Annotated in this window: 10 protein-coding genes; all 10 read right to left on the reverse strand. The window is 71.6% G+C overall.

Features of this window, described 5'->3' with window-relative positions:
* Positions 1-64 precede the first annotated feature (64 nt).
* The 10 genes from OG735_RS37405 to OG735_RS37450 all read right to left on the reverse strand — a co-directional run bounded on the left by OG735_RS37405 (position 65) and on the right by OG735_RS37450 (position 17,734).
* Entirely contained in the window at positions 65-1,459 is a 1,395-nt protein-coding gene (locus tag OG735_RS37405; RefSeq protein ID WP_327327587.1) for a phosphotransferase, read from the reverse strand.
* On the reverse strand, positions 1,446-1,775 hold the full coding sequence (locus OG735_RS37410) for a class I SAM-dependent methyltransferase (protein WP_327327588.1): 330 nt from the start codon (positions 1,773-1,775) through the stop codon (positions 1,446-1,448). Before OG735_RS37410 ends, OG735_RS37405 begins: the two co-directional genes overlap by 14 nt.
* 26 nt (positions 1,776-1,801) lie before the next feature.
* Positions 1,802-1,972, reverse strand: coding sequence for a hypothetical protein (locus OG735_RS37415; RefSeq protein WP_327327589.1), 171 nt, complete (start codon positions 1,970-1,972; stop codon positions 1,802-1,804).
* A gap of 213 nt (positions 1,973-2,185) precedes the next feature.
* A complete protein-coding gene (locus tag OG735_RS37420; RefSeq protein ID WP_327327590.1) occupies positions 2,186-4,111 on the reverse strand; it encodes an ABC transporter ATP-binding protein in 1,926 nt (641 codons plus the stop codon).
* Between the two features lie 715 nt (positions 4,112-4,826).
* Positions 4,827-7,691 (reverse strand): condensation domain-containing protein, encoded by a 2,865-nt coding sequence (locus OG735_RS37425; RefSeq protein WP_327327591.1) that lies wholly within the window; start codon positions 7,689-7,691, stop codon positions 4,827-4,829.
* Positions 7,681-9,492 carry a non-ribosomal peptide synthetase gene (locus OG735_RS37430; RefSeq protein WP_327327592.1) on the reverse strand — a complete coding sequence of 604 codons (1,812 nt, stop codon included), beginning with the start codon at positions 9,490-9,492 and terminating at the stop codon, positions 7,681-7,683. Before OG735_RS37430 ends, OG735_RS37425 begins: the two co-directional genes overlap by 11 nt.
* Before the next feature lie 49 nt (positions 9,493-9,541).
* Positions 9,542-11,518, reverse strand: a complete 1,977-nt coding sequence (locus OG735_RS37435) for a non-ribosomal peptide synthetase (protein WP_327327593.1) — start codon at positions 11,516-11,518, stop codon at positions 9,542-9,544.
* Positions 11,518-14,724: a non-ribosomal peptide synthetase gene (locus OG735_RS37440; RefSeq protein WP_327327594.1), complete on the reverse strand. Its 3,207-nt coding sequence runs from the start codon at positions 14,722-14,724 to the stop codon at positions 11,518-11,520. Before OG735_RS37440 ends, OG735_RS37435 begins: the two co-directional genes overlap by 1 nt.
* Before the next feature lie 222 nt (positions 14,725-14,946).
* Positions 14,947-16,281, reverse strand: coding sequence for a condensation domain-containing protein (locus tag OG735_RS37445; RefSeq protein ID WP_327327595.1), 1,335 nt, complete (start codon positions 16,279-16,281; stop codon positions 14,947-14,949).
* Between the two features lie 118 nt (positions 16,282-16,399).
* Positions 16,400-17,734, reverse strand: coding sequence for an MFS transporter (locus OG735_RS37450; RefSeq protein WP_327327596.1), 1,335 nt, complete (start codon positions 17,732-17,734; stop codon positions 16,400-16,402).
* Positions 17,735-17,993: the final 259 nt, after the last annotated feature.

Genomic DNA, 17,993 nt, shown 5'->3' on the forward strand with positions numbered 1-17,993 from the left:
TAGTGGTGGTTCCATTCGTCCTGCCGTACGTATCCCAACTGGCTGCTCCTTTGCGCTTGTGGTTTTACGAGCGGGGGTTCTTCCGCAGGCGGGCCAGCGTGCGCTGCCCACGTTCGGCGACCTCGGGGTCTCCATGGGTGTGGCCGTAGCCGAGACCGGACAGCGCGTCGAAGGCCGCTTCGCATTCCATCCGTTCTTCCTCCACGGCGGTGAACGGGCGTCCGTATCCGGCCAGGAACGCCTCGCGCAGGTCGGGCCGGCCGTCCCAGACATCGCTGAGCCGCACGAGATCGCGGGTGGCGGTGGCGTACTCGGCCCGCTCGAAGTCGACGACACTCACCTCGTCGCCGTCCCCGAGGAGCACGTTGCGGTACTGGAGGTCGCCATGGGTGGGCACCAGTTCCGCCGGCCCAAGCGCGGCATACCTGCGGGCGGTGGCGTGCAGCCGTTCCTCGTCGCCGTCGGCCAGGAACGACCGCGCGACGGCGAGATGCCGCTCCAGCTTGTCCGCCGGGGACGGCCCCCGCTCAAGCGCGGGCCGCGACGGGGCGCCGTGGTGAAAGTCGGCCGTCAGAGCGCCGAGCCGACGCCGCACCTCCCGCTCGCGAGCGGGATCAAGGGACAGACCGTGCAGGCTGCGCCCCTCCAGCGCGGTGATCACGACGGCTCCCTGTTCCGCATCAACAGCCACCAGGCGAGGCGCCCGAGCACCGAGCGTCCCCACCCACTCCCGATATGCGCCCACTTCACGCTGGTGGAATCGCGCGGAACGGTGCTGCTTGAGAAACCACGTCCCGCCCCCGATGCCGGTCAGCCGCCACACCCTGCTGCCCTCCCGCAACCACGACGCATAGGCGACAACGGCCAAGCGACCGACGGCCTGCTCGGCGAACGCCCGCAGTCCCGCCTCCAATCCGGCACCCCGATCCTCGGCTGCGGGCAGAAGCTGGAGCCGGTCGGCGCCCCGGTCGAAGGCGATCGGATCGTCAGGCTGCTGGAAGTGCACGGTCGTGCCGCCTCCGTGCCGGTAAGCGTCAAGGCCGGCGCGGCAGTAGGCGACCATGTCGTCCGGCAGAGCGTCGAGCGGTACCCAGGACATCTCGCTGCACAGCTGCGGCTCGCGGATCTCCGGCGTCCCCTGCCAGCGGACAGCTTCCAGGAAGAACCCGATGCGGGCACCGCCGGCCGGGCTGCGGTGGTGGACGGTGACCGCGGCCCGCACGTCCGCCCGGTCGATGAGCACACCGGTCTCTTCCCGCGCCTCCCGGATCACCGCGTCCACGACGTCCTCGTGCGCTCCGTCGACGTGCCCGGACGGCAGGTGCAGCAGCCCGCTGGCGTACACGGATCCGGCTCGGCGGGACAGTAACACCTCGTCCCCGCCGGGGCTGCTGCGGCGCAGGATCAGGTGGACGTCGACCGGAGCCGCGAATCGGGGCCTTGGTTCAGCTCCGGTCATCGGCTGAGTCCTTTCGCAGCCGAGCGCGGATGAGGCGACATGAGGCCAGGTTCCCGCTGTTCTCGGGAGCGGTGATGGTGTCGACCGCGTCGATGCTCGCGCCGTGGTCGCGGACGAGGTGGGCGGCGAAGCGGCCGGCGCCACAGCACAGATCGAGTGTGCGGACGCCGGTGAGGTCGCCCAGGACCTCTGATCCGGGGCCGTTCTTCCAAAAGCCCCAGTTGACCCGTTCGGCCGCCGGGAGCGGGGTCTGTGCTCGTAAGTGGTGGGCTCCGTACTCGTGCCAGGTGGATGAGTTGACGGTGTCGGCGTTCACGGTGATCTCCCTTCAGATACTGGTGGTCATGAGGGCCAGCCGAGCTGGGTGTAGGCGTGGCCGCGGGCGATGCCGTCGATCGCAGCTCGGGTGTAGCTCACGGTCGGGTGGGGGAGGGCGTGGCGCGGCCACCACTTCCACTCGGTGCAGAGGTCGGGCTCCAGCAGCTGCGGCTCGCCGGCCCAACTGCTCGCCATGAAGAAGAGCTGGATCCTGGGTACGGCGCCCTCGGAGTCGAGCCTGGCTCACCGAGGTGCCCGCAACGCTCGCGGCCTGGCCCGTGAGGTAGAGCCGGAAGGCGCGGTGCCGCCACAACGACCGCCCACCGCGCACGCCTCCCGGCGCGCTCAGAGGGTCATGCGAGGAGGCAGCACCGGCTGGGCGGGACTCCCCGTCCGGCAGAGGGGTCCTCATACCTCCTCCTTGTCCGCGGTCGTCGGGGCGCGGTAGCCCGCTGCCTGAAGGGTGAACATCTCCGCATAGGCGCCGCCGAGGTCCATCAGCTCCCGGTGGGAGCCGGATTCGGTGATCCGGCCGCCGTCGAAGACGTAGATGCGATCGCACTCCACGACGCTCGCAAGCCGGTGCGAGATGAGCACCGTGATCTGGTCCGCCCTGCGCTTGCCACCCAAGACCGCCTGGTAGACGGCGTGTTCGGCTTTCGGGTCCATGCTCGCGGTCGGCTCGTCCAGCAGCAGCGCGGGGGCGTTCTTGTACAGGCCGCGGGCGACGGCGATCTTCGCCCACTGGCCGGCGGACAGTTCCTGTCCGCCGCGGAACCGCTTGGACAGCAGCGCCGCCCAGGTGCCGGGTAGACCGGCGATCACGGTGTCGGCACCGGAGGCTTCCGCAGCATCCAGGGCCTGCTGCGGATCGGCTCGGGTGAGCGTGCCGCGGGAGATCGTCAGGTTCGCCAGCGCGCTGAAAGGGAAGTGGAGCGGGTCCTGCAGCACCATCGAGACCCGGGCCTGCAGGGACTCGGCGTCCATGTCCGTCACGTCCACGCCGTCCCACCGCACCGAGCCGGTATCCGGGTCGTAGAGCCCGGCGATCAGACGCGAACAGGTGCTCTTGCCTGAGCCGTTGCCGCCGACGAACGCGACGGTCTGCCCGGCCTGCAAGGTCATCGACACACGGTCCAGGGCGGGGGCGTCCTTGCCGGGGTAGGTGTAGGTGACGTCCTGCAGCGTGATGGTCTTCACGGTCTCGGGTGCGGTCAACTCGCGACGACGGGGCTGTAGCCTGCGGCAGCGCTCTTGGAACTCCAGCAGGTCCGTCACCCACATCGCGTGCTCATAGACAAGGTGGGCCACGTCCACGAACCGAGTCAGGGAGCTCTGGCCGGCCTGGATCGCCAGAACCGCGCCCGCGCCGGCCGCCAGGGGAAGCCACCCGGCGATCAGCATCGCGCCCAGCGCGGTGTATGTGATGCCGGTCCCGATGCCCCCGAGCGCCCGGCCACCCAGCGTCAGCAGGGCGGAACTCACGCCGAGCCGGGTGTCCTCGTCGGCGATGCGCGTGGTCAGGCGGTGGTGTTCATCGAGCAGGGCGCTCTGCGCCGTGTCGGAGCGCAGTTCGGCGGCCGAGTCCCGGTCCAGCAGCAACCACGAGAACACTCGCACCCGGCGCTGAAGGGCGTTCCACCGCTTGAAGGAGTGGAAGCGCGCCCGGGCGGTGCGGACCGCCGCGGCGCCCACGGGCAGGACGGACAAGGGAAGCAGTGGGAGCAGGAGAGGGTGCAGGACGGTGAGGACGCCGGCCGTGCCGATCAGCCCGAGGAGGGCGGAGGCCAGGGAGACCACCTGGCCAACGATCTGCCTCGCGAAGAACAGACCGCGGTCGTTGGCACGGTAGGCGTCGTCGTGCCAGTCGGCGTCATCGACGGCATCGAGCCGGACGTGCGCGGTCAGCCGGAGGAAGTCGCTTTCCAGTGCGGTGCGGATCTTAGGCGTCACCCGCGCCTGGGCAACGGCGACCCCGGCCTCAAGGAGCGCCCGGGCCGACAGGAACGCCACCACGAGCAGGATTTGTGGCACGGCGGAGTGCACCTTGTCCGGCGTTGGCCCCTGGGCGAACAGCTCGTGGAGCACAGCTACCGACGCCACCAGACCGAAGGCGGACATCGCCGCAGAAGCCAGCTGAAGGACGAACACGGCAGCAGTCGCCACGCGGTCGGCCTGCCACGCCAGCCGGCCGATCTGCCGCACGATCCGCGGCAGGCGCACGAGGACCTGGCCCACAGTCGCCTTGGCCGCTGCGCCGTCGTAGACCGACCAGTACGCCTCTTCGAGCTCATCGGTGATGTCACCGTCCACCGGACCCGCAGGCACAGTCATCGGCGGGAGGGGTAGCGGTTCATGGCGAGGTGTGGGCACCTCCACCCGCGGACCCGGGAAGGGTTTCGGGCCAATCGGCTCGCTCATGCCCCCCACCTCGTATCCGGTCGTGATGAGCGGCGGAGACCGTGAGCGGCAGCGTCAAACATGCGCCCGAAGGGGCGCAGGGACCAGCGGGCCGCCCGCTGCTGTTCGAACACGGCAGGGCCATTCACAGGGATGGGCACGGGAATCACAATTCCTCCAGAAGGGTGGGCGATGAGTACAGGTGCTCTAAGAACGGTGCCGATCGCGTCCCGTCACGGGTGGATCGGGGGCAGATCATGGACGCATGTTCTAGTGACTGGTGAAGGTCAAGGGACGGCTGATCTGTCTGCATCGACGAGCACTCGAACATCGGGGATCACCCCTTCGAGGTATTGCGGCGGTTCGGTCCCGGGACGGTCTGTTGATACGCGCGGGGCGGGCATGGCGGGGAGGGCAGTGGCGGTTGTTGTGCCACTGCCCTGGACGTTGGTGGTTCAGGAGTGGGGATGCACCACGGTCCGGTTCCGAGCGTCGATTGCACGTTCCGGCCAGGAATCGCTGTGCCGCCGTGCATTCGTGGACTGTGCGGAGGCATACCTGCCGGTCCGTGCCCGGTGCGCCTGGCACGGACGCGATCAGCCCCCGGCTCGCGCCGGGGGCTGATCGCGTGGCCCGCTCTCCCGGGCGCTCAGGCCTGGGAGGCGTCGACCATCGCAGCGAGTACGGACTGCCAGTCCTCCCCGGGCTGTTCGCGCAGTGCGGTGGCCAGCCGGTCCGCGCGGTAGTGCCAAGGGTGGTCGAGGTCCGGATGCACCCGCTCGGCGAGCTGGATCTCACTGTCGCCGGCGAGGAGCGTACGCAGCTCGGCGGCGAGATCCTGCCACGCGACGTGACCGCTCACGGCGTTGGCCACGCCGTGGACGGGCGTGGCCAGGCAGGCGGTCACAGCTCGGGCCAGGGCAGCCGCGTGGACCCACGGAGCGCCGTACCAGTCGCGCCCGGCGGTGCCGGGGCGTGGGAGGGCGATCGGCTTTCCGGCGAGGGCAGCCTGATAGAGCAACCCGGTCGCGCCCCAGCGCAACTGATCGCGCAGCCGGTCGTGCGGACCCCACACGATGGGCGAGCGTACGACGCTGGCCCCGCCCCGGCCCCCGGTGCCGGCTGCCCGCATCAGCATCCGTTCGCAGTCGAGCTTCGCCTGTCCGTACGCGCTCAACGGCTGTTGGGAGGCCGACTCCTCGGCCACCCACGGCTCCGTGGGGCGTCCATAGGCGTCCACGCTGCTGACGAAGACGAACGGGCCGCTGTGCCAGGCGTCGACCATCGCTTCCATCGCCGCCACGTCCACCTCGGGACGGGTGAAGGTGCAGGCGGCGTGGATCACCGCGTCCGCACTCTCCACGGCGGCGCGCAGGCCGTCCAGGTCGGTCAGATCACCCTCGACGACGTCCACACCGTCCCCGGCCACCAGATGTGCCGACTCGGGACGGGCCAGCGCGAGCACCGGCCTGCCCTGGGCGGCGAGTTCGCGCAGGAGGAACGCTCCCACGCCGCCCGTGCCGCCCGTCACCAGCACGGTGCCCTCGCGTGCCCGCCGGCTACGTGACACCGGCGGAGCCGTCCAGGCCGCCGCCGCGCGTTCCGTTTCACGCGCGTCGAGCAGCGCGGCGAGTGCGCGCGGTGTCCGGTTCTGCATCACATCGAGACCGGTCAGCGGCAGCCTGAGCCCGGTGCGCAAGCGCTCCGCAAGCTGCACGGCGATCAGGGAATGGCCACCAAGGACAAAGAAGTCGTCGTCCGGCGCCGGGGTCCGGCCCAGCAAAGCGGTGAACGCCGCCGTCACCGCGTGCGCACGGTCCCCGTGCAGGGCGGAGGCTGATGCCGCGCCGGGCAGCCGATCGGCATCCAGTGCGCCGTCGGCGTTCCGCGGCATCGCGTCCAGCAGTGTCACCGCGGCCGGGACGAGTTCCCGGGCGAGGGCGGACCGGAGATGGGTCCGCAACTCGGCGGGCGAGGGGCCCCCGGTCTCCCGCAGGACGGCATAGGCGATCAGCGGTCCGGTCGTCGGCTGCGGCACTGCCGCATCGCTCACCCGCGGATGCGTCCGCAGCCGGGTCTCGGCCGGATGGCACTCGTCGTCGGCCGGGACCGCCCACGGCCGGCCGGGCAGCCGTGACAGTGTCAGTTCCGGGTCGACGGCGACTGCGGCCAGCAGGTCGGCGAAGGCGTCTGCCAGCTGGTCTCCCGCCTCCGTCGCCAGCGCTGCCTGACCGTACTGGACCAGGCAGGCGGGCTCGTCGGTGTCCATGAGGCCGAACGACAGGTCGAACTTGGCTTCACCGAGGCCGACTTCGACGGGCTCGGCGACGGTGCCGGGCAGCGGGAGCGCCGTGGGCTCCCGCAGGACGTCCGCGGTGACCCGCACCAGCGGCGTGCCGTCGGCGTCCCGCGCGGCGGCGCCGAGCCGCTCCAGGATCAGGTCGAAGGGAACGTCCCGGTGCTCCTGGGCCTCCAGCAACGCGTCCCGCACCCGGTCCACAAGGATCCCGAACTCCGGGTCGCCGGACAGGTTCACACGTACCGGAAGGGTATTGACGCACAGTCCGACGAGACCGCGCATGGCCGCCCCCTCGCGGTGGGTGCCGGCGCAGCCGATGACCAGGTCGTCCTCGCCGGTGAACCGCTGCAGCGCGGCGAAGGCTGCGGCGAGGGACACCGTGAAGAGGGTGGCCCGGTGCTGCCTGCCCAGCTCTCGCAGTGCAGACAGCACCGAGGCGTCCAGCTTCGTGGTGCGGGCGACGGCACGCGTGCCCAGGCCGGCGGAAGGGTGCGCGGGCCGGGGCAGCCGCAGTGGTACGGCTCCGGCGAGCCGGCGGGTCCAGTGCCCCAGTCCCGCATCGAGGCGGCCGGCCGCCGCGTGCTCGCGGCGCGCGTAGTCCGGGTACTGCGGCGGCTCCGGCTGTTCGTGAGGGCGTCCGTCCACGGCGGCTGCGTACAGCTGGGTCAGTTCGTCGGCGACGGTCCCCAGCGACCCGCCGTCGATGGTGATGTGGTGGAAGGTCAGCAGCACGGTGTGGTCCTGGGGGCCGTGCCGCAGCACCAGGGCACGCGGCAGGGGACCCGCAGCCAGGTCGAACGGACGGCGCGCCTCCGCGGCGAGCGTCTGCGCGCCGTCGCCGTCGACGTCCACCACCGGTACGGCGATCGTGCCGGGCGCGGGAAGCGTCTCCTGGTACGGCTCGTCGCCGCGCTGACCGTAACGGGTGCGCAAGACGGCGTGGCGTCGTACGAGCGTGGTGAGTGCGACGGCGAAGGCGTCCACGTCGAGCGGCCCGTGCAGCCGGGTGGCGAAGGGCACGCTGTAGAGCGAGCCTCCCTGGCCGAGGCGGTCCATCAGCCACATCCGGCGCTGGGCGTGGGAGAGCGGGGCGGGCCCCTGGGCGTGGACGGCTGTGGGGACCGGGGCGGCCGGGCGGGTGCCGGCGCGGGCCCGGGCCCTGCGCAGCAGTTCTTCCTGCAGCGTGACAGAGCCGGGGGTGCTGTCAGTGGCCATCGGTGTCCTCCGGCGCGTCGAGGTGGAGATCGCTGTGGTTGGCCAGCAGGGCGCGCTCGACGAGGGCGGCCTGTCCGGCCACCGTGGGGGCGGCGAAGAAGTCGGGCAGGGACAGTTCCACTCCGAGCTCCTCGCGCAGGTCGTCCGTGACGACCAGAGCGAGCAGGGAGTGGCCGCCGCAGGCGAGGAAGTCGGCGTCCGGCCGGTTCACTTCGCAGCCCAGGCTGCGGCTCCACACCTCGGCGACGGCCTGCTCGATCGGAGTCAGCGCCTGGGTGGCGCCTTCGGCGTCGGCGGTGCAGTGAAGAGCAGTGAGCGCGCGCCGGTCCACCTTGCCGGAGACCGTCAGGGGCAGCCGCTCCACGAGGGTCAGCTCGTCGGGGACCAGATGGGCGGGCAGCTGTTCGGCGAGCCGCGCCCTCAGTGTCTCGGCACGAGGTACCGGGCCGGGAGCGGCTACGACGAAGGCGGCCAGGCGGGCGTCGTCCGCTGCGGGCCGCCGCACGGTCACAGCGGCGTCGTCCACCTCCGCCTGCTCGCGCAGGATGTGCTCGACCTCGCCCGGCTCGATGCGGAATCCGCGGACCTTGACCTGGTCGTCGACGCGGCCGTGGAAGTCCAGAACTCCGTCCGGGCGCCCCGAGACCAGGTCGCCGGAGCGGTACAGGCGGCCCAGCGACGCATGGTCCACGAAGCGTTCGGCGGTCAGCTCCGGCCGTCCCGCGTATCCGCCTGCCAGACGGCTGCCGCCGATCCACAGTTCACCGTGTTCGCCCGGCGCGACCGGCTGCCCGGTCCCGTCCAGGACGTGTGTGACGGCACCGGCGACCGGGCGGCCGATCGGCACCGGGCCGTCGCAGTCCGCATCGGTGACCCTGTGCGCCGTCGCGAATGTCGTCGTCTCCGTCGGCCCGTAGCCATTGACCAACTCCAGCCAGGGAAACGCGCGCAGCACCGCCCGGGCATGCTGGGCGGCCATTGCCTCGCCTCCCACCACCACCGTGCGGAGCACCGAGAACACCCGGGAGCGGCGGGCAGCCAGCTGGTGGAACAGCGCCGTGGTGAAGAACGCCACGGTCACGCCGTGCCGCTCCACCTGCTGGGCCAGATCCTCGAAGGAGGGCCGCTCGGCGGTGCACACCACCACGGCGGCTCCGTTGGCGAGGGCCGACCACACCTCGAAGGTCGAGGCGTCGAAGGTGGTCGGCGAGTGGAACAGCACCCGGTCGCGGGCGGTGACGGTGGCGTACTGCGGAGCGGTGACCAGTTGGGCGATACCGCCGTGGGTGACCGTCACGCCCTTGGGAAGGCCGGTGGACCCCGAGGTGAACAGGACGAGCGCCGTCGCGTTGGGGCCGGGCTCCACCGCGGGCAGCTCGGCGCCGGTCAGCAGTGGAGCGTCGGGCAGCGCCAGGGTGGCGCCCGTGGGGGCCGCGGATTCGAGCAGCTTGCTGTCTCCGACGGTCAGTGTCGCCCCGGCGGTGGCGAGCATGGCTTCGGTACGCGGACGCGGGTGTGCCGGATCGAGCGGCACGCACGCAGCACCTGCCCACCACAGCGCGAGCTGCGCGACGAGCGTGCGGGCCGATCGCGGCACCAGCAGCGCCACCCGGTCGCCGGGGCGGACGCCATGGTCGTGCAGGTGTGCGGCCAGAGCGCGGGCGGAGGTGACCAGCTGCGCGTACGTCAGTGTGGTGTCGCCGTCCATCACGGCCAGGGCCTGCGGGGTCTGCTCGGCATGCCGCGCCACCAGGGCGGGCAGGCCGGAGGCGTACGCGGACGGTGTGCGGTCAGCCGGCACGGGGCTTTCCTTCCTGTGGTCGGGGGTGTTCGCCAGGACGGTCGCCATCTCAGGCCACCGCCGGTCCGACGGCGGCGCGGCGCTCGTCGAGTACGGCCGCGACTGCCCGAAGGTCGGGCTGACGGAGCAACTCCGGTGCGCGCAGCCGCACTCCGGTCTCCTGCTCGATCACGGTCAGCAGGCGCGAGGCGACGAGCGAGGTTCCGCCGGCCTCGGTGAAGTTGTCGCCCAGTTCGGTACCGGGGCTGTCCAGCAGGTCGCGCACCACCCGCAGGACCAGTCGCTCGCTCTCCGTTGCGCCGTCGTGCGAATCGCCGTTGTCGGCAGTGGCGCTGTCGGCGGCGATCGGCTGCGTGGGGGCCGAAGCACGCTTCAGCAGTTGGGCACGGTCGACCTTGCCGTTGGCGTCAAGTGGGAAGGCGTCCAGGATCCGCACGGCCGAGGGCACGGCCTGCTCGGGCAGCCAGGCCCGTACCGCGGACAGCAGCTCGTCAGCACTCGCTCCGTCGGATGCGAGGACGTACGCCACCAGGCGGGCGCTGCCGTCGGCGGAACGGGGCGCGGTGACGACCGCGCTGCGCACCGACGGGTTCTGTTCGAGCGCGGCCTCGACCTCGGCCGGTTCGATCCGTACTCCGCTGATCTTCACCTGATCGTCGAGACGGCCGAGGAACTCGAGTCTGCCGTCGTCCAGCATCCGCACCCGGTCCCCGGTGCGGTACACACGGTCTGTCCGCCCCGCGTCGAGTCCCGGGGGCGGGGCGGTGAATCGCCGTGCCGTCAGCTCCGGGTCCAGATAGCCGACTGCCAGGCAGGTGCCGCCGATGCACAGTTCGCCGGCCTCACCGCGGGCGGCGACACGGCCGTCCGCAGCGGTGACGACGACCGTGGCGCCCGGGATCGGAGTTCCGATCGACGGCGCTGTCTCGTCGCCCGCGTCGTGGTCCGTGGCGCGCATGGCGTGAGTGGTGGTGACGACGGTGGCCTCGGCCGGCCCGTACGCGTTGTGCACCGTGGCGGTCACATCCGCACCTGGGCGTCGGCGCATCCGGTCGCCGCCGACAACGAGGTGACGCAGTTCGAGGTCCTGGGGCCAGGTCCGGTCCAGCACCGGTTCGGCCATCGGAGTGGCCACGACGCACACCGTCACGGCGGCGTCGCGCCACCATGCGGTGAGTTCGGCCGGGTCCCAGCGAACAGCGTCCGGAGCGGGAACCAGAGCCGCGCCGGACGTCAGACCGGCCCACAACTCCATCACATGCGGGTCGAACGCGACGCCGATCAGCATTGACTGCCGGTCCCCGGGCGCCAGGCCGGTCTCGGTGCGGTACCAGTCCAGCAGTGCGGACAGAGCGGGTTCCGCGACGGCGACAGCCTTCGGCGGCCCGGTGGAGCCGGAGGTCAGCACGGCGTAGAAGGCTTCCTGCGGAGCCGGGCGCGCACTCGCAGCGGGAGGGGCGAACGCCGCGACGGCCTGCGGGGCGGCGTTCGTCCCCCCTCCCGGCAGCGGCAGCGCGATCTGCTCGGCGGCCTGATGGCGGGCGGGCAGCACGGTGGGGTCCCCGATCAGGCAGACCACGGCGACGTCCTCGGTGACCGCGTCGATGCGGCGCTCACCGGGGCGGGGGCCCAGCGGGAGATAGACCGCTCCGATCCGGGCGAGGGCGATCGCGGTCACGGCCAGCGCCGCCGAGCGGTCGAGGCAGACGCCGACCAGGTCACCCGGGCGGACCCGGTCGCTGAGGGCGCGAAAGACGTCGTCGGCCGCCTCGTCCAGCTGCCGGTAGCTCCAGGTACGAGTCCCGTCGACCACGGCGGGGGCCTCGGGACTGCGGCGTACCCATTCCTCGTAGCGGGAGAGCACTCCGGCGGCGGTGGCTTGGGAAAGGGGGGCACCGTGTACGACGCTCGGCAGGTGGGCCTGACGGTCGTTCATCAGCTCGGAGGTCCGCTCGGCCATCGGCTCGGCAGAACGCCCGGTCATCGGTGTGGCCCCCGTCGGCGTGTCACTCAGCATCTTGGTCATCACGACTCCGTCGGCGTGGTGGTAGCGGTGTGGGCGGCAACGGTCGGCGCGGAGAGCGCGCCAAGGGCGCGTGCCTGGTCGGACAGGACCGGGTTCTGGAAGAGCAGCCGCAACGGCGGCCGTGCGCCGATGCGGGGTTCCAGCCAGGCCGCCAGCCGCGCGGCGAGCAGCGAGTGTCCGCCGGTCCGGAAGAAGTGGGACGCACCGGTGAACCGACTGTGGCCAAGCACCTCGCGCCAGCCCTCGGCGAGCAGCGCCAGTGACGGATCGGCGAATGCCGCGGGGTCGGTTGCGGTCGTGGCCCTCTCCTCGGGCGGTGCGGTGGGCTCGAGTTCGGCGGCCAGACGGGTCAGCGCCACTCGGTTCGGCTTGCCCCCGGGCAGTGTCGGCATGGCATCCAGTCGCGCCCATCGACCGGGTACGAGGGCACTCGGCAGACGTCGGCTCAGTTCGAGGTGCATCGCCTGCTCGTCCCACGGCTGCTGTCCGTCGGAGTTCTCCAGGAAGCCGACCAGGCGCGGTCCCCCGGCCGCTTCCCGGTCCAGGACGACGGCACAGGAACGTCCGCCGAGCACGGCCGATGCCGCGGCCTCCACCTCCTCCAGCTCGATGCGGTAGCCCCGCAGTTTGATCTGGTTGTCGCGGCGCCCCAAGAAGTGCAACAGCCCCTCGCGATCCCGGTAGCCGAGGTCGCCGGTGAGATAGACCCGCTCGCCGTTCAGTGCCTCGATCCGTACGAATCGGGCCGCGGTGGCCTCCGGGCTGCCGACATACCCCTCGGCCAGACCGGCGCCGGCGATGGCCAGTTCACCGACCGCACCGGCCGGCAGCGGACGCAGCGCCGCGTCCAGGACGTGGATTCGCTCGCCGGGCAGTTCGGTGCCAAGAGGGATCTCCGCCCCGTCCGCGAGGTTCTCGCGGGTGATCTCGTGCACGGTCGAGCTGATCGCCGCTTCGGTCACTCCGTAGACGTTGAACACGACGGCGTCGGTGTCGGCGAGGAACGCGCGCATCGCGTCCGCCGGGATGCGCTCGCCGCCGAGCACCAGCAGCCTCGGCGCCCAGCGGCGCTCGCGCAGCACCGGCCGCAACTCCTCGCGGGTGGCGAGGAAGTAACTGGTCGGGAGGTTGGCGACGGTGACCCGGGCGGCGGCCAGCAGTTCGGCGAGTTCTGCTCCGGTGGGCACTTCCCGCTCCGGTACGACGAGGCAGGCGCCGGCGTACAGCGAAGGCAGGACCTCCTCCAGCGCCACGTCGAACGAGGGCTGGGCGAACAGCAGCACCCGGTCACCGGCGGCCAGGCCGAACCGGTCGGCCGCGCCGGTCAGATGGTTCTCCAGGGCCGCCCGGCCCACCGCGACGGGCTTGGGTATGCCGGTCGAACCCGAGGTGTGGATGATGTACGCCGCGCCGGCCACCACATCGGCCGGTCGCGCGGCGGGGAAGGCGGCGGCGTCGATACGGGCCGTCGGCAGGTGTGCGGGCAGCGTCGCCGCCGCGTCGGCGGAGGTCAGCACCAGCGCCGGGCCGAGCCGCTCGAGCAGCAGCTCCAGACGGGAGACCGGGTCGGACGGTGAGAGTGGGCAGTACACGGCTCCGGTCCGCAGACAGGCCAGCAGCGTCACCACCGAGTCGGCGCCGCGCGGCAGTACGGCGGCGACCGGCTGACCGGCGGTCACACCGGCGTCCCGCATCCGCTGCGCGAGGGAGGTGACCTGCCGGTTGAGGTCGCCGTAGGTGAGCCGGCGGGCCCCGATCAGCAGCGCGGGCAGCGAGGCGTCGTGGGCGGCGGCCGGGTCGAGCGCGTTCCGGCCCTGCGCGACCGCGTGCGGTTCGGGTGCTGGATCGCCGGCCGTCGCCGGAAGGGCGAGGTCGGCGAGCACGGTGGCGGGAGCGTCCAGGTAGGCGCGCAGCAGATCCAGGAAGCGTTCGGCGAGCAGCTTCGCCACGTCCTCGCCGAAGAGATCGGCGTCGTAGTCCCAGACCAGCGTCATGCCGGGCGCCCCGTGCCGGGGGCCCACTCCACGCCGGTCGTCGGGCAGCAGGACGACATCGAGGTCGAATCGGGTGGTGCCGGTGTTGAACCCCTCGAACAAGGTGATGTCCAGGCCTGGCACCCCGATCTCGGGCAGTGCCGCATCGTGCGCGCTGAACATCACGCTGAACAGGGGGTTGTCCGCGCCGGAGGTGTGCAGGGCCAGTGCGCGGGTCAACTCCTGGACCGGCACTTCCTGATGCGGCAGAGCGCGGATGAGGGTGTCGGTCACCTCGTCCATGGTGTCCTCGGCCGGGGCTTTCGGGTCCAGGCGAAGCCGCAGTGGGATCGTGTTGACGAACATGCCCACGGCGTCCTCGAATCCCCGCGGGCGGTTGCCGACGGCGGTGCCGACGACCATCTGGGAGCGGCCGCTGTGCCGGCGCAGGAGCTCCGCGAAGAGCCCGAGCAGCGTGGAGAACGGGGTCAGGCCGCGCTCGCGGGTGTGGGTGCGCAGCCGTTGGGTCAGATCCGCGCCGATCGACTGCCGCAGCTGTCCGCCGTGGTGCCTGCGCCGGGCGCCGGGCCGGGTCAGGCCGGGCAACGGCATGTCGTAGGAGGCGCCCCGCAGTTCGTCGGCCCAGTACTCAAGGCTCGCCTGCCGGGCCGTGGCCCGTACGTCGTCGGCCTGGACGTCGGCCTGGGCACGTACATGGTCCGCGTACGAGGTCGCGAGGGGCAGAGCGACCGGCTCACCGAGGACATGGGCGCGGTAGACGGTGAAGACATCGCCCAGCAGGATCGCGAAGGAGTGCCCGTCGTGGATCAGGTGGTGCTCGACGTGGATGAGCCGGTGCTGGTCGTCGGCGAGCCGCGCCAGCGTCCAGCGCAGCAGCGGCGCCTCGTACGTGTCGAGCGGGGTCTCGGCCTCGGTGCGCAGCAGTTTGGCGAACGCGGCCTCCGGGTCGGCCTCCCCGGTCAGATCCACGCTGCGCAGGCGGGGCGCACAGGCGTCAGCGGTCCGCTGGGCGGGCATCGCGCCGGGGACAGCCACGAGTTCCAGGCGGAGTCCGGGGTGACGGTCGAGGGCGGCGGTGAGTCCGCGGCGCAGGGCCTCGGTGTCCAGCGTCCCCCACAGGTCGAGTGAGGCGGTGAAGTTGTAGGCGCGGCTGCCGGGCTGCACTTGTTCGTGCAGCCAGACGATCTCCTGCGACGAGGAGAGGGGAAGCATGGGCGATCCCTGAGGTTGTCGGGTCGGGTTCTTCGGATACGGGTCGGGGCACGGTTGTGCTCCCCACCCGGGGTTCGCGGGCCGGTCCGCGGATCGCGCGGTCCTGCCGTGCTGTGCTCGGTGGCTTCGGGGCGGTTCTGTGGCTGTGTCGCTTGAGGGATGTGCGGTGCGCCGGCCGTGTGCGGTTCGGCGCTGTGTCGTTTCCGCGTACGACTGCGGCGTTCAGCCGACGGTGACGTCGGCTCGCTGCGGTGCGGGCAGGGCCGCGCAGAAGGCGCCGAACCCGTCCTCGGCCGTGTGGTCGTCGAGCATGTGGCGGTCCCACACCAGGCGGATGTGGAGTTCGTGCCCCTGGGTGACGGACACCGCGAACGGGGCGCGCACGTGCCGGCCGTCGATGTGGACCTCGCGGCCCGCCACTCCGCCCAGGCTCAGCGGTGGACGGCGACGGGCGTCGTCGACCGTCAGCAGGCCGTCCAGTCGGCCCGACCACAGGGACCCGGCCGACCGGGCGGCGTGCACGACTTCGTCGAAGGGGGTGTCCGCCCGGTCGAGGTCGCCCCACCAGTCGGTGGCCGTCGCCGCCGTGCCGAAGGGGTCGTCGCCGCTCGGGCCGTCGGGGACGTCATCGGTACCGGCGGGGAAGACGACGGTGTTGAGGAAGCAGCCGACCACCGGCGCCGCGGCGGCCGGGCGGCCGCCCCACGGGTACCCGATCGGTGACACATGACCGGCTCCGTACAGGACGCGGGCCGTTGCCTGACAGGCGTCGAGCAGAGCGGGGAACGTTACGCCGGAGGCCGGAGCGGCCAGCCGCAGTTCGGCCGTGCCGGTGGGCAGCGTGCCGGGGGCGAGAGCCTGCGGCACGGGCAGCGCGGCTCGTTCGCGCACGTCGCGCAGCCGCCCGCCCCAGTACTCCAGCGCGGCGGCCGACCCCGCGCGCTGCTCGGCCTCGAGCTGCATCTGAACCGCTTCCCGGTAGGCGGCCAGTTCCGCGGCCGCGTCGGCGGGCGCGAGTTCTCCGGGGCCGATCCCGTGGCCGTAGGCGCTGCTCAGCTCCTCGACGATGCGCGCCAGCGACTGGCCGTCGCAGGCCGTGTGGTCCAGTACGACCGCGAGCACCTCTTCCTCGGCATCCGATCCGTCCTCGGCCAGGTAGAGCCGCAGCGGCGAGCCCTGCACAGTCCAGGCGCTCAGGGCTCGACGCATGGTGGTGGCCGCGTCCTCGCCGGGCGCGCGAACGAGGCGCTCCACCGGTACGTCCGGCTCCGCCAGGCGAAGCGCGGGGGTGCCGCGGAGCACCTCCGGGTGGGCGCGCAGCACCGGGTGCCGGGCGGCCAGATGATTCGCGGCCGCTCGCAGCCGTACCAAATCCACGGTGCCGCGGCGGAAGGCGAAGAACATCGGGACGATGTCCGGCCGTCCGGCGGGGTCCAGGGAACGCACCAGGACGAAGCGCCGCTGAGCTCCGGTGACAGGCAGCAGATCATTTTCCCTGTTGTCGGCGGCGATTCGTTGGTAGCGAGCCAGGTACTGGCCCGTGATGCTGAGGTGCACGTTGTCCTCTCTGTCGTGTCTGTCGTGGCCGCGCGTCGGACGCCGCGCCATGCCATTCGGGCGGGACGGCAGCAAGTAATGACCGGCAGGCAGGCCGGAACTGGAACGGGGCTTCGAGTCAGCCGACGGCGACGGGTTCGGTGTGGCCGCCCGTGTCGCGCTCGGCCGGGTCTTCCGGGTCTTCCGAGTCTTGCGTGTCGTCAGGAGCGGCCGGCAGATCGCGCATGCGGCGCAGGGGGGAGAGCAGCAACGGCAGCGGTACGAAGAGGAAGCCGATCGCGCAGGCCCAGAGTGCGGCGCGCGGACCGAAGGCGCCCGCGACGGCACCGCCCACGACCGCGCCGAGCGGCAGTGTGCCCCACACAAGAAAGCGCAGTGTGGCGTTCATCCGGCCGAGCAGTCGGGACGGGCAGAGCGTCTGACGGAAACTGACCTGGGCGACGTTGTAGACAACAGCGCCGAAGGAGACCACGCCGGAGCCGATGGCGAACAGGGCGGCGGTGGCTCCCCGTCCGGACAGCGGCCACAACAGTGCGAACGGCCCGGTTGCCAGCGCGGAGAGCCAGATGATGCGGGCCTGCCCGAGGCGGCCGGCGAGCGTGGCGGCGCTCAGTGCACCGACGAGTCCGCCCACGGCGGACACGGAGAGCATCAGACCGATGGCGACCGGCTGCAGGCCGATCACCCGTACCAGAAAGATGGTCTGAGTGGCCATCAGCATCGCGGTGAAGAAGTTGCCGAGGCCGGTCGTTGCGGCGATGACGCGCAGCAAAGGGTGGCCGAGGACGAACCGGAGGCCTTCCCCGATGTCCTTGCGCAGGGACGCGCCCGGAACAGGCTCGGGCGGGCTCTCGGGCGGCCGCTTCATAGCCAGCAGGAAAAGCGCCGACACGGCGTAGCCGATCGCGTCGGCCACGATCGCCAGATGGGCCCCGAGTACTTGTACGAGTCCGCCGCCGATCCCCGGGCCGGCGACGTGGGCCGATGAGCGGACCGTCTCCAATGCACCGTTGCCCGCCATCAACCGCTCCTTGGGCAGCAGTTCGGGCAGGTAGCTCTGATGGGCCACGTCGAAGAAGACGGTTGCCGCTCCGGTGACCAGAGCGACGACGTACAGCTGCGCCATCGTCAGTACATGAGCGACTGCGGCCAGCGGGACGCTCGCCATGGCCAGGGCGCGCACCGCATCGGACCGGATCATCAGCGGGCGTTTCCGCATCCGGTCGACCCAGGCGCCCGCAGGCAGCCCTATCAGGAGGAACGCGGCGGTCTCGGCAGCCGTGAGCAGTCCCACCTGAAACGCGGGTGCCTTCAGCACGAGAACCGCCACCAGCGGGAGCGCGACCAGAGTGACCTGGGCGCCGACTTGACCGGCCGCGGCGCCGGCGAGCAGGAGACGGAAGTCGCGCATGCGCAGCAGACCGCTGGATGCGACGGGGGGTGAGGGGGACATGAACCAGACCTTCACCGCCAGGCCGATCAACAGTCAAAACACAAAGGACACTTTCGGTCGTTTCTCTTGCGGAATCACCGCCAGATCGGCAAATCCTCCACTAGAACGGGGCAACTTCCGGATGAATGGCACACGCGAAGGCTTCGCGACAAGAAGATCCGCGCAGCGCTCGCCCGGCAGGCCTCGGCCGATCTCGTACATGGCGTCACGAATCGCACCTCTGACCGAAAATAGTCGTCCGCTCACCCTCAGTGTCCGA

Source organism: Streptomyces sp. NBC_01210 (assembly GCF_036010325.1).
Lineage (GTDB): Bacteria > Actinomycetota > Actinomycetes > Streptomycetales > Streptomycetaceae > Streptomyces.